Origin of the sequence: Sphingomonas sp. IC081, from assembly GCF_006874585.1 — a bacterium.
Classification (GTDB): domain Bacteria; phylum Pseudomonadota; class Alphaproteobacteria; order Sphingomonadales; family Sphingomonadaceae; genus Novosphingobium.
The window spans coordinates 424624-441630 of the sequence record NZ_CP029761.1 but is presented as its reverse complement, the minus strand read 5'-3'; the positions used below and the strand labels follow the sequence as shown (position 1 = coordinate 441630).

The window sequence follows — 17007 nt, the reverse complement described above, 5'->3', positions numbered from 1 at the left end:
TTCAGCGGCGCGGCAGCGTCGCCAGATCGGCGATCACCGTGTCGGCATCCAGCAAGCGCCACTGCGCGCCGGCGATGTCCGCAGGCAGCGCCGCCTTGTGAACCATGCGCACCCGCATCTGCGCCTCGCGCCCCGAATTGACGTCCTGCCTGCTGCCCCAGCCGGTGACGTGCAAGGTCCGCTCCAGCCCCCGCTGGCTCTGCACCAGCATCGCGTCATAGCCCTTGGCCTTGGTCGCCGTGGCCGCTGCCAGCATGGCGTGCTCTTCCAGAGTCGGCAACGTGGCGAGCCCGTGCGTGAAACGCACCGTCCAGTCGCCCGGATCGTCCTTGTCACCGCGCAGTGTAAATCCTTCGCCCGTCAGGAAATAGCTGTCGCCGAGCCGCACCTGCGTGGCCTCGGTCTCGGCGCGCGGCATCATCGGCGCGAGGTGCGCAAGGTCGGTCGCGAACTCCCGATTGCGCTCACGCTTGTGCCTGGCGCGGATCTCTTCGATGATCGCACGCTTGTCCGCCTGGCTTGCCTGGCCGAGCTGGCCCACCAGATCGATCAGGACAACGCCCGCCTCGGGGCCCGCAGCTTTCAGCCGATCGAGCAGGCCCTGCAGGTCCAAGCCCGGCGCTTCCTCGCGAAGGGCGATGATCTTCTCCCAGCCCTCCATCTGCTCAAGGCCGCTTTTGGCAAGCACCGCCCGCATTTCGAACGCGTTGCGGGCCGACTTCGAGAGCGGACGACCGTCAGGGCTGGGCGGTGGCGGCGCCATTGCCGCGTCCAGCCCTGCCCTGACGACAGCAAGATGCGCGCGCGCTTCCCGGGTCTTGCCGGATGCCGCCAGCGCATAGGCATAAAATCCGGCGTACATCGCCTCCAGCTGCATCTCCCGATCGGCGGAATCGTCGGAATTCTGGGCCGTCCAGTTGCCGCGCATCTGCGGCTTTGCGAAACTGACCCCGGCGCCGAGTTCGACCGCCTGCTCGATCCGCCCGTCCAGCATCGCATACTTGAACGCCATCAGGGCCATCGAGGGAACGACCGGCGCCATCGCCCGCATCCGCCCGAGCTGATGCCCGAGATCCGGATCGATCCGGTGGCGCAGAACCTCGGTCGTGCGCCGCACGCTGGCCGCATAGGCCCGCTCGGCGTCGATGGCGTCCAGCAGCGCGCCCGCCTCGCCCGTGCGGCCGGTTTCGATCAGCACATAGGCGCGCAGCAGGCGATTGCCCAAGCCCAGCCCCCGCTCGAAGTAGATCGGGTCGAATTCGCCCTTCAGCGCATCGACCGCGTCGATCGCGCGCAGCGCCTCGTCGAAAGCCCCCGCGCCGATCTGATGGAACGCCCGCGCCTGCATCAGGTGCGCGCGCCGGAGCGTGAACGCCGGCAGCAACAGCGGATCGGCAAGCGCCGCGTCGCACGCCTCGATGGCCTTGCGGGAATCGGCGTTCACCACCCCTCGGCGGATATCGCGCTCTTTCGCGGCAAGGCCGAACAGCATCGTCCCCGTGGTGATACCGTCGCCCTTGCCCTTGGGCGGATCGTATCCGTCACAGACCCGGAACGCATCGCCGGGCAAAGGCGCGGCAGCGCCCGTCGATACCCCGGCCTGCCCCCCTGCTTGCCCCCCTGCTTGCACGCTCGCAGGACAGAACAGGGCAGCCGCCGCCAGGCTGGCTACCGCAAATCGCAATTTCATCCGTCACACCCCAATCGTCCTTCCCCCGAAGGACAGAGGCGTCGTTCATATCGTCACGCCCCCCGCACACAAGCGGCAGCGCACCGTGCATGCACATGAAAACGCGCCCGAACTCCAAGAGTCCGGGCGCGCTTCATGTTCCGAGCGACCTCGGAGCACCGACCGCTTCGCCGTCAGTGCCCATCAAAGGCCACCGATCGCCTTGCGATCAGTCTTCCTTAAGGAACGCCGGCATGTGGTCGGGGTCGCCGCCACCATTGTCGCCGCCGCGCGGACCGCGGGGACCGCGTCCTTCACCGCGCGGACCACGGTCGTTGCCGCCACGGGCACCATCACGGCGGGGCCCACGACGGTCACCGCCGCGGTCGCCACCACGTCCACCTTCGCGATCGCCGCGCGGTTCACGCGGTTCGCGGGCCGGACGGGTGTCTTCCAGCTCGGCGCCGGTTTCCTGGTCGACGACGCGCATCGACAGGCGAACCTTGCCGCGCGGGTCGATCTCGAGGACCTTGACCTTGACTTCCTGGCCTTCCTTGACGACGTCGGTCGGCTTTTCGACACGCTCGTTCTTCATTTCGGAAACGTGGACGAGGCCGTCCTTGCCACCCATGAAGTTCACGAAGGCACCGAAGTCGACGATGTTGACGACCTTGCCGGTGTAGATCTTGCCGACTTCCGCTTCCTCGACGATGCCGAGGATCCACTTCTTGGCGGCTTCGATCTGGTTCACGTCCGAGGACGAGATCTTGATCACGCCTTCGTCGTCGATGTCGACCTTGGCGCCGGTTTCGGCGACGATCTCGCGGATCACCTTGCCGCCGGTGCCGATGACGTCACGGATCTTCGACTTGTCGATCTGGATCGTCTCGATGCGCGGTGCGTGGGCCGACAGTTCGGTACGAGCCGAACCCAGGGCCTTGTTCATCTCACCCAGGATGTGCGCGCGGCCGGCCTTCGCCTGCTCCAGCGCCTTGCCCATGATTTCCTTGGTGATGCCGGCGATCTTGATGTCCATCTGCATCGTGGTGATGCCGTTCTCGGTGCCGGCCACCTTGAAGTCCATGTCGCCGAGGTGATCCTCGTCGCCCAGGATGTCCGAAAGGACCGCGAACTCGTCGCCTTCGAGGATCAGGCCCATGGCGATGCCCGAAACCGGACGCTGCAGCGGAACGCCCGCGTCCATCATCGAAAGGCAGCCGCCGCAGATCGTCGCCATCGAGGACGAGCCGTTCGACTCGGTGATGTCCGACAGGATGCGGATGGTGTAGGGGAAGTCTTCCTTGGCGGGCAGCACCGGGTGCAGCGCGCGCCATGCCAGCTTGCCGTGGCCGATCTCGCGGCGGCCCGGGGCGCCGAAGCGGCCCACTTCGCCCACCGAGTAGGGCGGGAAGTTGTAGTGCAGCATGAACGACGAGTACGACAGGCCTTCGAGGCCGTCGATCATCTGCTCGGCGTCCTTGGTGCCCAGCGTGGTGGTGCAGATCGCCTGCGTTTCACCGCGGGTGAACAGCGCCGAACCGTGGGTGCGCGGCAGGAAGCCGACCATCGATTCGATCGGGCGGACCTGATCGAGCTTGCGGCCGTCGATGCGCTTGCCGTCCTTGAGGATGGCGGTGCGAACGATTTCCGCTTCCAGCTTCTTCATGGTCTTGATGGCGACCATCTGCGTCTGCGGGGTTTCGTCCGAGAACGCTTCCTTCGCCTTGGCGCGCGCGGCGTTGAGGGCGTTGGCGCGGGCCGACTTGTCGGTCAGCTTGTAGGCAGCGGTGACGTCCTTGCCGACGGCCTTCTTGAGCTTCGCCTTGATGTCGGCGGTGTTGTCCGACAGGTCGATTTCCCAGGGGTCCTTGGCAGCCTGCTCGGCGAGGTCGATCACGAGGTTCACGACCTTGCGGCATTCGTCATGCGCGAACATGACGGCGCCCAGCATCTCTTCCTCGGTCAGCTCCTTGGCTTCCGATTCCACCATCATCACGGCATCGCCGGTGGCGGCGACGACGAGATCGAGGCGGCCGTCGGCCAGCGCGGCGGTCTGCTTCGGGTTCAGCGTGTATTCGCCGTCAACGAAGCCGACGCGGCAGGCGCCGATCGGGCCCATGAAGGGCACACCCGAGATGGTGAGCGCGGCCGAAGCGGCGATCATCGCGACGATGTCGGCCTCGGTCTCGCCGTCAAAGCTCAGAACCTGGGCAATGACGTTGATTTCGTTGTAGAAACCTTCGGGGAACAGCGGGCGGACCGGACGGTCGATCAGGCGGCTGGTCAGCGTTTCCTTTTCGGTGGCGCCGCGTTCACGCTTGAAGAAGCCACCCGGAATGCGGCCGGCGGCCGAAAACTTTTCCTGGTAGTGCACGGTCAGCGGGAAGAAGTCCTGGCCTTCCTTCACCGACTTGGCGGCGGTAACCGCGCAGAGCACGACCGTTTCGCCATAGGTGGCAAGGACGGCGCCGTCGGCCTGACGGGCCACGCGGCCGGTTTCGAGAGTGAGCGTCTTGCCGCCCCACTCCATGCTTACGGTTTTGACGTCGAACATAAGAGGTTTTCCTCAGCCCACCGGCCCTATTGCGCGGCGGGGTTTACTGCCGGGTATGCCGTCCCGGTCCGGTATGGGGCCGCTTTGGAGCCCCCGGGCCCTCCGCCGGATTGCGGACGGACCCTTACTTTTTGTCTTGCCGCGTTTTCCGAGTCATCGGGTGATCTCACCCGATTGGAAAACGCTCCTGATGCAAGAAGCGGCCCGCTAGGGGCCGCTTCCCGTTAAGTCTTACTTACGCAGACCCAGCTTCTGGATCAGGGCGTTGTACCGCGCGACGTCCTTCTTCTTCAGGTAGTCGAGCAGCGAGCGGCGCTTGTTGACCATGGCCAGCAGACCGCGACGCGAGTGGTTGTCCTTGTGGTGAGCCTTGAAGTGCTCGGTCAGGTTGCGGATGCGCTCGGTGAGGATCGCGACCTGAACTTCCGGGCTGCCCGTGTCGCCAGCGACGCGTGCGTTGTCCGAAATGATGTCCTGCTTCTTTTCAGCGGTAACCGACATAGTACTTTACTCCGCGACATCCGATAGATTGAATCCCCTGACGACGCGGGCTTCTCCGCCCGAAAGCTCCATCAGCGCGACGGGAATGATCCCTTCTCGCGCCCAATGCAGCCCGTCTTCCTGAGACAGTCCGGTCAGAACGCGGCCCTGTCGGACCGCTCTTGCCTGCTCCGAACCAAGGTCGATGGCCGGGATGTCGTCCAGCCCCACCTCCAGTGGCAAGAGTATCTGTTCAAGCGGTGCCCCCTTGCCGATTTCGTTCAATTTGTCCAGCGAAATCGCGTGAGACAGGTCGAACGGGCCCGCCTTTACGCGGCGTAGCATGGAGACTGTTCCGCAAGTTCCAAGGGCCTGTGCGATGTCGCGTGCAAGGGACCGGATGTACGTGCCCTTGGAGACATGGGCGTGCAGGGTCGCCCCATCCTCCGCATCGAATCGCTCGAGGCTCAATTCGAAGATCGTCACGCTGCGCGACTTCAGTTCCACTTCCTGCCCGGCGCGCGCCAGATCGTAGGCGCGCTCGCCATCAACCTTGAGCGCGGAATAGATCGGCGGAACCTGCGCGATCGGGCCGGTGAAGCGCGGCAGCACGGCTTCCACGTCCGCCTGCGCTGGCCGCACGTCGCTGGTGGCAATGACCTTGCCCTCAAGGTCCAGCGTATCCGTCTCCTCGCCGAAGCGCACGGTGAACGCGTAGATCTTGCTGGCATCGAGCATGCGCCCGGTCAGCTTGGTCGCCTCGCCCAGCGCGACGGGCAGGATACCGGTCGCCAGCGGATCGAGCGTGCCGCCATGGCCGACCTTGACCTTCTTGCCATAGCCCGCCTCGCGCAAGTTGCGCTTCACGGCGGCAACCGCCTGCGTCGAGCCGAGGCCCAGCGGCTTGTCGAGAATGATCCAGCCATGCGGCGTCTTCGGGGTTTCGCTCATGCCCTTCCCCAAGGCGAGGCTGGCGGCGATGTCAACGCCCGACGGTTCAAACCCCGGCAACCGCGCGCGCCAGCGCCTCGTAATGATCGAGCATCCACAGCACCGGTGGCAGCACCACCCGCTGCACCAGCCCGAGATCGGGCGCCAGCCAGGGCACCACAACGATCAGCAGCACGATGATCGCAAACCCGTAAGGACGCAGCCGGGCATAGCGGCGCGCAAGACCATCGGGCAGCAGTCCCTCGACGATGTGCGAACCATCGAAGGGCGGGATCGGCAGCAGGTTGAAGAATGCCAGGAACACGTTGATCATGACAAAGAAGCCGAGGCTCATCACCGTGAACGACAGCACCGGCCCGGTCGCGTCGCCGAAAAAGCGCATCAGCAGGCCGAGCAGGATCGAACCCACCGCAGCGAGCACGAGATTGCTGAGCGGCCCGGCGGCGGCCACCACCATCATGCCCCGGCGCGGATTGCGCAGACGCCAGGCGTTGACCGGCACCGGCTTTGCCCAGCCCAGCACCGGCGCGCCGGTCAGCGCCAGGAAGCCCGGCAGGATGAGCGTACCGAACGGATCGACATGACGCAGCGGGTTGAGCGACAGCCGCCGCTGCTCCCGCGCGGTCGGGTCGCCCAGCGCCAGCGCGGTCCAGCCATGCGCGACCTCGTGAAAGACGATTGCGATGATGAGGGGAACAATGAGCGCCGCGGCTTGCAGCAGGGTGTTTTCCATGCCGTCGATCTAGGAAGCGTACCGCGCTATCGCAATGACCTAGGTCGCAAACTCATAAACGGCACCATCGAGGCTCCCAAATGGCGAACAACTCGGGCCGAAGTTGCCGCCGGGCGGGCTGGTTGCCCGTCCAAGGCAGCTTCGGTTCGAGATGGAAGCCATTTGGGCGCCCCTTCGGGCTTTGCCCAAAATGGCCCAGCGCCGCGTCGGGAAGTCTTGAAATATCGACATATTCCAGCGCCTTCCCTCCTGCCGCTGAGCCATTTTGCCTCAAACCTCGATGGTGCCGTTTATGAGTTTACGACCTAAAGCGGATAGCCCAGTTCTTCCAGTGGCAGGTCGCGCAGGTCCATCAGGCGGCGGTTGCTCTCGGGATAGTGCGCGGCGATGCGGGCCTGCATGCGCGGCGAAAGCCGCGCGGGGCGATTGTTGATCACCGGCACCCGGCCGGCCAGCCACTTGGCACCGTGGCGCAAGGCCTGGCTGCCCGGCAGGTCGATGACATAGTGCTTGTTCACCACCGACTGGCGCGAGAACAGGTTGACCCCGCGCACCATAGCCAGCCCCACCGCCCCCAGCGATCGGTTCGCGCGCGAGCCCTCCGGCGGCAGGCTCTCGATCGCGAGGCCGAGGTCCTGCTGCATCCGCTCGATCAGCGCATCGCGCTCGCGCAGCCATTCATAGGGATAGACGTGGACGTGATCGCGCCCGAACAGGGCGTCGTAATGGGCGATCAGCCGGTCATATTCGAAATGCTCGAATTCGAAGGCCGGCGCCTTCCACGGACGGGTCAGCGCGCCGCGCACCTTGCGCGCGGTCTCGAAATAACGGTGCGAGCCCCAGGTGCCGCCGCCCGAGACGTACTGCGCATAGCTCGCCCGGCAGATGTCGAACTGGTTGCGGATGAAGATGACGATATGCGCGTCAGGCAGCACCGCCTTGATCCGCCGCGCCACTTCCGGGGCGAGGAAACCGTGCAGCCCGCCATTGTGGAGATAGCCCGAGAGGTTCTCCTCGCTCAGCAGAACCGGGCGGTTGCGGCCATGCAACGAGAGCACCTCGCTTGCCTGTTCGGGGCAGAAATGCATGCCGCAAGGCTTGAGGAAGGCATCCTGAACGGTCTGCCGGGGCACATAGTCATGGCTTACAGCGTTCGGGAACAGCTGTTTCTGCAGCCAGGTCGTGGCTGTCTTGTGATACCCCAGATGAACTATCGCACTCTGCATTTCGGCCCGTCTGCACCCGTTGTCGCACTGCCAACGAGGGGACGGTGTAAAAGTTGCCTGCGAATTTCGCATAGTTTGCGGCGAAATGACAGCCCCGCGCGCCGCCGGGATGGGGGCCGGGATGCGGGGCCGGGATGCGGGGCTGGCATGCCCGCCGTCAGAACCCCAGCGATTCCCCGAAGTGCCGGCGGCACAGCGCCACGTAGCGGTCGTTGCCGCCGATCTCGGTCTGCTGGCCTTCCCGCACCGCCGCGCCCGAGGCATCGACACGCAGGTTCATCGTCGCCTTGCGGCCGCAGTGGCACACCGCCTTCAGTTCGATCAGCGCGTCGGCAATGCCCAGCAGGACCGCCGATCCCGGGAACAGCTGCCCGCGAAAATCGGTGCGCAGTCCGTAGCACAGCACCGGAATGTTGGTCCGGTCGGCCAGACGCGCGCATTGCCAGACCTGCTCGGGCGTGAGGAACTGCGCCTCGTCGATCAGCACGCAGGCAAGCGGTTCCACCGCGTGGACCGCCCCGACGCGCGCCGCCAGATCGGTATCGGGCGAAAAACGATGCGCCGCCGTGTGCAGGCCGATACGGCTCTCGATCGCGTGATCGTCGCCCCCCTCGCCGCTGCCCCGGTCGTCGTGCGCGGCGGTCCACAGCATCGTGCGCATGCCGCGTTCGTGGTAGTTGAAATTCGCCTGGAGCAAGGTTGCCGACTTCCCGGCATTCATGCTGGCATAATAGAAATAGAGCTTGGCCATCGCAGCTGGGGATAACATGCCGGTTTGCCCCGCGCACGGGCACGATCCGCGATTGTCCCCGCTTGAATGGACGGGACCAAGGTTATCTAATGGGTCCGGGCGGCACGCGGGTGCCGGGAAACCGGCAGCCCCCGCGCGTGCATCGCCGGCTGGGGACCCGGGCGCGTGGCCGGGAGTGGAGGTGGTCATGAGACGATGGATCGCCGTCTTTGCGGTCTTGGCACTGGCCGTGCTGGTTGCGGCCTATATCGCCCTGTTCCCGCTTGCACCGCAAGGCGGCGCGCTTGCCCCGCTGCTGTCCAGGCTTGACGATACCGCCGCCAACCTCGTCGTCCGTTCGGGGCGCGAGCTGGCAGTACTCACGCCGCTGGCGCTGGGGATCATCCTCGCGCTGCTGCTCGCCGCCAGCGCCCGCCGCGCCGGCCTGGCCGCTGCCAGGGGCGGACGGCGGCGCATGCCGGGAGGCCGCAAGGGCAATCGCCCCGACCCCGATGCCGTCTGGCGCCCCGAACCGGAACCCGTCGAGGCGGAGATGGACCATGTCCCCGGCCTTGAGCGCCGCGCCGCCAGCGATGGGGAAGCCGGGAACGGCACCGGCGCCCCGGTCGCCGCCGCTCGCGCCCCGGCGGCACCGCCGCTGATGCCCGAGCTTGACGACGAACCTGGCCCGAATGCTGGCCCGGACGACTCCCTGCCGCCGATCCCCGGCGCAATCGTGCTGGCCCGCAAACCGCGCGAGCGCACCACCAGCGAGCAGGCCTGGTTCGACGAGACCAGCTGGCTCGGCGGCCTGCCCCGTCTCGGCACGGCCGCCTGGCCCGCGGACGAACGCGGCCCGCTGCCCTTTGCGGCCCAGCTGGACCTCGCCGCGATCGCCGCCGCCTGCCCCGACAGCCCTTTGCCCCGGTCCGGTTCGCTCGCCTTTTTCCTCGGCTCCGGCGCCGTCGTCGAAGTGCCCGGCGCGCCGGAACTCTTCACCGAGCCGCCTCCCGGCCTGCCCCCCGCCTTCGACGAGGGCGGACACCCCCTGCCCGCCCATGCCGGTCCGCTATCGCGCGCATTTTTCCCGTTCTGGCCGGTGGAACCGCTCCTTGCGGACCGGCCCGAGCACGAGGCCCCACGCAGCGAAGGCTTCACCGCAACGGAGCCCGCAGAGCACCTCTGGTGGCACGGCGCCGTGCACCTGGCCGATTGCCTGCACATGGCCTACCACGGCGCAGCCCATGTCGTCGCCACCGAGCGGGAGCGGGGAACCCTTGCAGGCGCACGGCTGGCCCGGCTCGAACAGGATCCGACCACCAGCATCGAGGACCTCGACGAGGCCGGCGAGGCCCTTGCCGCCTGCGAACGGCAATTGCCCGCGATCCAGGCCGAACAGGCCAGTCTGGCACAGGTGGTCACGGCGATGGACGGTTTTGTCGCCGACCGCGATCCGTGGACGGCGCTCAGTGCCGAGGAAATCGCGGTGCTGGGCGAACTGCTTGCCCATGTGCAGCGCGACTGCCCCGCCCTCGTCCGCTTCTACGTGCCCGAAACGCTGGGAGAACTCACCAGCTTGTCGCTGCGCGCGATGATGACCGGCGATGCGCAGGCCTTCGCGCAGGTGCCCGAGGCCGAGCTGGCGCGGATCAACGACCAGCACCGCCTTGCCATCGGCCATCAGCACCAGCTTTTCGGCATCGGAGCACCGCGTCCGCGGCACCCACAGGCGCCGGGCGGCGAGGTGCTGCTGCTCCAGCTCGGATGCGACGACATGATGGAATGGAACTGGGCCCACCAGGGCCTGTTCCAGTTCCGCCTTTCCGCCGGGGACATCGCCCAGCGGCGCTGGGACCGGGTGACGCTGACCTTCCTGCCGGAATAACGGCTCCGCGCGGAGGATTACTCTTCGTCGAGGTCGCGCTTCACGCGCGGATCGCTCAGCAGCGCGTCGATGCGGCTGGCCTCGTCGAACGTCTCGTCGGCCCGGAAACGGATCTTGGCGGCGAACCGCAGCTTGAGACGCTGGGCAACCTCGCGCTGGAAAAACGCGGTGTTGGTGCGCAGGGCCTTGAGCACCGCTTCCTCGTCCTCACCCAGCAGCGGCTTCACATAGACCGTCGCGATCCTGAGATCCGGGCTCATCCTCACTTCGGTAACCGAGACCGAATGCCCGCTCAGCGTGGCGTCGTGGACCTGCTGGCGGGTGAGGATTTCCGAAATGACGTGGCGCACCTGCTCGCCAACCTTGAGAAGGCGGACGGACTGCTGCTCGGGCGTGATCTGCTGGCGGGACATGACGACCTCCATGTGGGCGTAATGCGACAATTTGCAACAAATGATTACGGCTCCATTCGCCGTTCCTGTGGTTAAGGCCTGCAAGAGACACATTCCCCCCACCCGTTCAAGGAGCCGAACCCATGCGTAAATTCACCGCAGCCCTGCTCGCCGCCGCGATCGTCGTGCCCAGCCTGGCAGCCCCGGCGATGGCGCAGCCCGGCAAGCCCAACCAGGGTCATTCGAATCAGGGCCATTCGAATCAGGGTCACGCGACCCCGGCCAAGAAGCTGAGCCAGACCCCGCACCGCTTCAAGAAGGGCGAGAAGTTCGACCGCAGCCGCGCATCGCACTACCAGACGGTCGACTACCGCAAGTATCGCAACGTGAAGGCGCCGCCGAAGGGTTACCACTACGTACGTTCGGGCAATGACCTGCTGCTCGTGGGCATCACCAGCGGCCTGGTTGCCGCCGTGACCATGAACATGTTCCACTGATCCTTCAGCGGACCTGAAAACCGAAAAGGGCGGCACCTGCAAAGGCGCCGCCCTTTTTCACATCTTGGCGTCGATCCGCGCCAGCGAGCGGACATTGCGCGCGGTGGCCCGGCAGCCGAGGCGATTGCCGACAAATTCCATCGTCAGCAGGCTTTCCGCCGGCGGACGGGCATAATCGATGAACAGGCAGCGCGTGCCGAGCGCCAGACGCTCGCCGCCCAGCGTGCCATGATCGGCCTGCAACCGCTCGAACTGCGCCTGCGTCGGTTGCCCCGACAGCAGCACGGTGTGCACGAAGCTGTCACCGCTCTCCCCGGCGAACGGATTCTCTTCCACTGCCGCGCGAATTTCCGCGCGGGTCCGCACCGCGACAAACGCCTTGAGGTCGAACCGGTCGCGCATCAGATAGGCCAGCAGGTCCTCCAGCCCTTCGCTCGGCCGCTCCTCGTACTCGAACAGGACATTGCCGCTGGAGATCACCGTCTCGGCATTCTCCAGTTCCTCACGCTCGAAGGCATACCTGAGGTCCGCCATCGACAGGCGGTCGCCGCGAACGGTCAGACTCTCGAAAAAGGCGCAGTAGCGGGTCATCGCAGTATCATCAGTCCTATTGGCAGCAGCATCGCCGCCCCGAGACAGCCGCGAAGGCGCGGCAAACGAAGGCGGCCACCGCCGGGCTTGTCGCCCGACGATGGCCGCTGCTGTCCTTTCGGCCGGCGCCCGCGCGAAACGGGCACCGTCTATCAGCCGACGGTACGCTCGCGGTGGCTGACTTCGAAGACTTCGAGGTGGTCGCCCGCCTTGATGTCGTTCGTGTCGGCCAGCACGACACCGCATTCGAGCCCGGCGCGCACTTCGTCCACGTCGTCCTTGAACCGGCGCAGCGAGGAGATGGTCGTGGCCGAAACGATGACGTCGTTGCGGGTAAGACGCGCGCTGAGACCCTTGCGGATGTAGCCCTCGACCACCAGCAGACCGGCGGCCTTGTCGCGCTTGCCGGCCGGGAAGACCTGCTTGACTTCGGCGCGGCCGACGACGGTTTCGATCCGCTCGGGGCCCCAGATGCCGGCCATCTGCTTGGCGACTTCGGCGGTCAGTTCGTAGATGATGTCGTAGTACATCATCGGCGTCTTGGTCTTCGCGATCAGTTCGCGCGCCTTGGCGTTCGGACGGACATTGAAGCCGACGATCGGTGCACCCGAGGCCGAAGCCAGAGCCACGTCGGTTTCGGTGATGGCACCGACGCCCGACTGCAGGATGCGAACCTTGATCTCGTCGTTCGACAGGTTGTTGAGCGCGGCGCTGATCGCCTCGACCGAACCCTGGACGTCGCCCTTGATCACCACCGGATACTCGATGACATTCTGCTTGGCGGCCAGCGCCGAGAACATCGTGTCGATGTTGGCGGGCGCGGTTGCCGTGCGCTTGGCGGTCGCCTGTTCCTGACGGTAGGACGAAACCTCGCGGGCACGCTGTTCGCTCTCGACGACGGTCAGCTTGTCACCGGCCATCGGCACGCCGCCGATACCCAGCACTTCCACCGGCATCGAAGGCGGTGCGGCCTTCACCTGGCGGCCCTTGTCGTCGAGCATGGCGCGCACGCGGCCGCTCTCGGTCCCGACGACGAGGATGTCGCCGACCTTGAGGGTACCACGGTTGACCAGCACGGTCGCCAGCGGGCCCTTGCCCTTGTCGAGCTTGGCTTCGATCACGGTCGCCTCGGCCTCGCGGTCGGGGTTGGCCTTGAGCTCCATGAGTTCGGCCTGAAGCAGGATCTTCTCGATCAGCTCGTCGAGACCGGCACCGGTCTTGGCCGAGACTTCGACGTCCTGGACCTCGCCCGACATCGCCTCGACGACGACCTCGTGCTCGAGCAGACGCTCGCGGACGCGCTGGGCGTTGGCTTCGTGCTTGTCGATCTTGTTGATCGCCACGATCATCGGCACGCCGGCGGCCTTGGTGTGATTGATGGCCTCGATCGTCTGCGGCATGATGCCGTCGTCGGCCGCGACCACCAGGATCACGATGTCGGTCACGTTGGCGCCGCGCATACGCATCTGCGTGAAGGCGGCGTGGCCCGGGGTATCAAGGAAGGTGACGAGATCGCCGCCCTTGGTCTTGATCTGGTAGGCGCCCATGTGCTGCGTGATGCCGCCGGCTTCGCCCTTCACCACGTCGGTGCCGCGCAGGGCATCGAGCAGCGAGGTCTTGCCGTGGTCGACGTGGCCCATGATGGCAACGACGGGCGGACGCGACTTCAGGGTTTCGGGTGCATCGACGTCCACCGAGGTGTCGATGTCGACGTCGCTGTCCGAAACGCGCTGGATGTTGTGGCCGAATTCGGTGACGAGCAGTTCGGCGGTATCCTGGTCGATCGTCTGGTTGACGGTGACCATCATGCCCATCTTGAACATCGCCTTCACGAGGTCGGCGCCCTTCTCGGCCATGCGGTTCGCCAGTTCCTGGACGGTGATCGCCTCGGGGACGATCACGTCGCGGACCTGCTTCTCGCGCTGCTGCGACTGGCCGCCGAAGTGGGCACGGCGTTCCTTCTCGCGGGCGCGCTTGAGCGCCGCCAGCGAACGGGCGCGGGCGCCCTCGTCGTCGTTGAGCGCACGGTTGACCGTGAGCTTGCCGGACTGGCGGCGATCGCCACCCTTGCGGTCACGCTCGGGCGTGCTGCGCGGCGGCGGGGCACTGGTCTTCTTGACGCCGGCCGGGCCCTTGGGCGCGCTGCCGGAGCTGCTCGAACCGGTGGCATTGCCGCCGGCGTTGCCAGCCGCGGTGCCGCCGGTGTTGCCACCCGCATTGTTACCGGCACTGGCGGCAGGCGCTTCCGGACGGCGCACCGGCTCGGGGCGCTGCACCGGGGTGAAGCGGCGCGGCGCAGGAGCCGGAGCGGCGGCCTGCACGGGTGCCTTGGCGACCGGAGCGGGCGCGGCGACCGGGGCGGCAGGCGTCTCAGCCGGAGCGGCCGCTGCCGGAGCCTCGGGCGCGGCCACCGGCTGTTCGGCCGGCTGTTTGGCCGGAGCAGCCGCTTCGGCGCTGGCTGCGGCTTCGGCCGCTTCGCGGGCCTTGACGGCTTCTTCCTCGGCGCGGCGATTGGCTTCGGCGCGCTGCTTCTCTTCCTCGATCGCGCGCAGCTTCTGTTCCTGCTCGCGGCGGGTGGTTTCCTCCAGCACGGCAAGGCGGGCTTCTTCGGCCTCGCGCTGCAGGCGGGCGACACGTTCCTGCGGGGTTTCACCGGGGATGAAGGTCGGCTTGCGGGGCGCAGGCTGCGGAGTCGGGCGCGCGGGCGCAGCGGCCTGCGGCGCGGGAGCCGCCTGCGGTGCGGGTGCAGGTGCAGCCTGCGGAGCCGGGGCAGCCTCGGCACCGCCCTCGCCGGGCTTGCCGATCACGCGCTTCTTCTTCACCTCGACCACCACCTTGTTGGTGCGGCCGTGGCTGAAGGTCTGCTTGACCTCACCCGCTTCCACTGAGCGCTTAAGCCCAAGCGGCTTGCGGCCCAGGGTCGGTTTGTTGTCGGTCTCGCTCATATCTCTCGTCTTGCCCTTCGGTCTCAATTCGTCGTCGCGGATGCGGCAGCCTGTGCCGGATCCGTGCCACTAGCCATATCGCCCCCGGCCGCATCGGCGCGGGGTTGCCCCTGGAAATGCAGTAGGCGCTGCAATTGCGCCGCGACTCGGGAAGCCGAGCCGCGATCGTTGAGCGCCAGGTGAACGACGTTGTCGCGGCCCAATGCCACAGACAGCGTCTCCCGGTCCAGTGGCAAGCGTGTGCCCTTGAGACCGCTTCCTTCCGCCTCGCTCCCGACTCTCCAGGCCTGGTCGAGCTTTCGCGAGCCGTCTTCGCTCGCATCGGCGGCATGGGCAAGCCACGTGACCCGGCCCTCACGCGCGTTCTGCGCAATGCGGTCCGAGCCCATGAGCAACTTGCCCGACTTCAGTTCGAGCCCCAGCCGGTCGGTCAGCGCGCGAATCAGCGCCTGTTCGATCCTGTCCGCCAGGTCTTCGGGAATGGTGAGTTGTGCACCCTTATAGGCGCGCGCCATCGCCCCCTTTAGTTTGCCCTTCGCAAGGGCAATTTCAAGGGTCTCGCGTGAAACGCCGATCCACGCGCCGCGCCCGGGGGCACGCGCGTGGACGTCGGGGAGGACCAGACCGTCCGGCGAAATCGCCAGACGGATCAGGTCTTCACGCGCACCGGTCTCGCCGGAGAGAATGCATTTCCTCTCCGGACCGGTGCCATCGATGTCGGAGCTTACGCGCTCATTGCGAGGATTCCGCATCGGCGGCCTCCTCGGTTGCCGGTTCGTCTTCGAACCAGTGGGCACGGGCAGCCATGATGATCTCGTTGCCCTGTTCTTCGGTCAGGCCGTACTCGCCAAGCGCGCCGCCCTTGTCCTCGTCACGCGCACGCTTGTTCACCGTGCCGTCGCGGCGACGCTGCTCGGTGCGCTTCTTGGCGATCAGCTCGTCGGTGGCGAGGTCGGCCAGATCGTCGAGCGTCTTGATACCGGCCTTGCCGAGCGTGACCAGCATCGCTTCGGTGAGGTGCGGCAGTTCGGCGAGGCCATCCTCGACGCCGAGTGCACGGCGTTCCTGGCGGCTTGCCTCTTCGCGGCGCTCGAGCGCTTCGTGGGCGCGGCTCTGGAGTTCCTCGGCCAGTTCCTCGTCGAAGCCCTCGATGTTGGCGAGTTCGCCCACTTCGATGTAGGCGACTTCTTCCAGCTCGCTGAAGCCTTCGGCGACCAGCAGCTGCGAGAGCGTCTCGTCGACGTCCAGTTCTTCCTCGAACATCTTCGAGCGCTCGGTGAATTCCTTCTGGCGCTTCTCCGAGGCTTCCGCCTCGGTCATGATGTCGATCTGCGAACCGGTCAGCTGCGAGGCAAGACGCACGTTCTGGCCGCGGCGGCCGATCGCCAGCGACAGCTGGTCATCGGGCACGACGACTTCGATGCGGCTCTCTTCCTCGTCGATGACGACGCGGCTGACCGTGGCGGGCTGGAGGCCATTGACCACGAACGTCGCGGTGTCCTCGCTCCAGGGGATGATGTCGATCTTTTCGCCCTGCAGTTCCTGCACGACGGCCTGGACGCGGCTGCCCTTCATGCCGACGCAGGCGCCGACCGGGTCGATCGAATGGTCGTTGCTGATCACGCCGATCTTGGCGCGCGAGCCCGGATCGCGGGCAGCGGCCTTGATCTCGATGATGCCGTCGTAGATTTCGGGCACTTCCTGCGCGAAGAGCTTCTTCATGAAGTCCGGGTGAGCGCGCGACAGGAAGATCTGCGGACCGCGGTTCTGGCGCTCGACACGCAGGACCAGCGCGCGGACACGCTCGCCGACGCGGGCGGCTTCGCGGGGGATCTGCTGGTCGCGGCGGATCACGCCCTCGGCGCGGCCGAGGTTGACGATCACGTGGCCGAATTCGACCGACTTGATCACGCCGGTGATCACTTCGCCGACGCGGTCCTTGAATTCCTCGTACTGGCGGTCACGCTCGGCATCGCGGACCTTCTGGAAGATCACCTGCTTGGCCGACTGCGCGTCGATGCGGCCGAGGTCCACCGGGGGCAGCGGATCGACGATGAAGTCGCCGAGCTGCGCGCCCTTCTGGAGCTTTTCGGCCTGCTTGAGGTCAACCTGCTTGAAGTAGTCCTCGACATGCTCGACCACTTCGACGACGCGCCACAGGCGCAGGTCGCCGGTGCGCGGATCGAGCTTTGCACGAATGTCGTTCTCGGCGCCGTAACGGTTACGGGCCGACTTCTGGATCGCTTCTTCCATCGCCTCGATGACGATCGACTTGTCGATCATCTTCTCCGACGCGACCGAGTTCGCGATTGCAAGCAGCTCGGCGCGGTTGGCGGAAATCGCACTGGCCATGG

14 protein-coding genes are annotated in these 17007 nt (G+C 66.5%); 2 read left to right on the top strand and 12 right to left on the bottom strand.

Going from position 1 to position 17007, the window contains the following annotated elements; all coding sequences use genetic code 11:
* Position 1: 1 nt before the first annotated feature.
* The 7 genes from DM450_RS02195 to DM450_RS02165 form a co-directional block, all read right to left on the bottom strand.
* Positions 2-1690 (bottom strand): hypothetical protein, encoded by a 1689-nt coding sequence (locus tag DM450_RS02195; protein WP_142632397.1) that lies wholly within the window; start codon positions 1688-1690, stop codon positions 2-4.
* 208 nt (positions 1691-1898) lie between these two features.
* Positions 1899-4223 carry a polyribonucleotide nucleotidyltransferase gene (gene pnp, locus DM450_RS02190; protein WP_142632396.1) on the bottom strand — a complete coding sequence of 775 codons (2325 nt, stop codon included), beginning with the start codon at positions 4221-4223 and terminating at the stop codon, positions 1899-1901.
* A gap of 231 nt (positions 4224-4454) precedes the next feature.
* Complete coding sequence (gene rpsO / locus DM450_RS02185) at positions 4455-4724, bottom strand: 30S ribosomal protein S15 (protein WP_021232261.1); 270 nt, start codon at positions 4722-4724, stop codon at positions 4455-4457.
* Between the two features lie 6 nt (positions 4725-4730).
* On the bottom strand, positions 4731-5654 hold the full coding sequence (gene truB, locus DM450_RS02180) for a tRNA pseudouridine(55) synthase TruB (RefSeq protein ID WP_142632395.1): 924 nt from the start codon (positions 5652-5654) through the stop codon (positions 4731-4733).
* Between the two features lie 46 nt (positions 5655-5700).
* Entirely contained in the window at positions 5701-6387 is a 687-nt protein-coding gene (locus tag DM450_RS02175; RefSeq protein ID WP_142632394.1) for a site-2 protease family protein, read from the bottom strand.
* Positions 6388-6692: 305 nt separating this feature from the next.
* The gene (locus DM450_RS02170) at positions 6693-7613 is read right to left on the bottom strand and encodes a hypothetical protein (protein ID WP_142632393.1); all 921 of its coding nucleotides are present in this window, start codon (positions 7611-7613) and stop codon (positions 6693-6695) included.
* 157 nt (positions 7614-7770) lie between these two features.
* Complete coding sequence (locus DM450_RS02165) at positions 7771-8364, bottom strand: thymidine kinase (RefSeq protein ID WP_142637409.1); 594 nt, start codon at positions 8362-8364, stop codon at positions 7771-7773.
* A gap of 187 nt (positions 8365-8551) precedes the next feature.
* Here DM450_RS02165 and DM450_RS02160 point away from each other — a divergent pair, with 187 nt between their 5' ends.
* On the top strand, positions 8552-10228 hold the full coding sequence (locus tag DM450_RS02160; RefSeq protein WP_185928684.1) for a DUF1963 domain-containing protein: 1677 nt from the start codon (positions 8552-8554) through the stop codon (positions 10226-10228).
* Between the two features lie 17 nt (positions 10229-10245).
* Here the strand turns inward: DM450_RS02160 and rbfA are convergent, their stop codons facing one another.
* Positions 10246-10641, bottom strand: coding sequence for a 30S ribosome-binding factor RbfA (rbfA, locus tag DM450_RS02155; RefSeq protein WP_142632391.1), 396 nt, complete (start codon positions 10639-10641; stop codon positions 10246-10248).
* Between the two features lie 122 nt (positions 10642-10763).
* Between rbfA and DM450_RS02150 the strand changes: the two genes are divergently transcribed.
* Positions 10764-11117, top strand: a complete 354-nt coding sequence (locus DM450_RS02150) for an RcnB family protein (RefSeq protein WP_142632390.1) — start codon at positions 10764-10766, stop codon at positions 11115-11117.
* 57 nt (positions 11118-11174) lie between these two features.
* On the opposite strand, the gene DM450_RS02145 is transcribed toward DM450_RS02150, so the two are convergent.
* The 4 genes from DM450_RS02145 to nusA all read right to left on the bottom strand — a co-directional run bounded on the left by DM450_RS02145 (position 11175) and on the right by nusA (position 17005).
* Complete coding sequence (locus DM450_RS02145) at positions 11175-11708, bottom strand: DUF1697 domain-containing protein (RefSeq protein ID WP_142632389.1); 534 nt, start codon at positions 11706-11708, stop codon at positions 11175-11177.
* A 152-nt stretch (positions 11709-11860) separates the two neighbouring features.
* On the bottom strand, positions 11861-14653 hold the full coding sequence (gene infB, locus DM450_RS02140; protein WP_142632388.1) for a translation initiation factor IF-2: 2793 nt from the start codon (positions 14651-14653) through the stop codon (positions 11861-11863).
* 23 nt (positions 14654-14676) lie between these two features.
* Positions 14677-15405, bottom strand: coding sequence for a DUF448 domain-containing protein (locus tag DM450_RS02135; RefSeq protein WP_142632387.1), 729 nt, complete (start codon positions 15403-15405; stop codon positions 14677-14679).
* Entirely contained in the window at positions 15386-17005 is a 1620-nt protein-coding gene (nusA, locus tag DM450_RS02130) for a transcription termination factor NusA (protein ID WP_142632386.1), read from the bottom strand. The genes DM450_RS02135 and nusA overlap by 20 nt, the downstream gene beginning before the upstream one ends.
* Positions 17006-17007 lie beyond the last annotated feature (2 nt).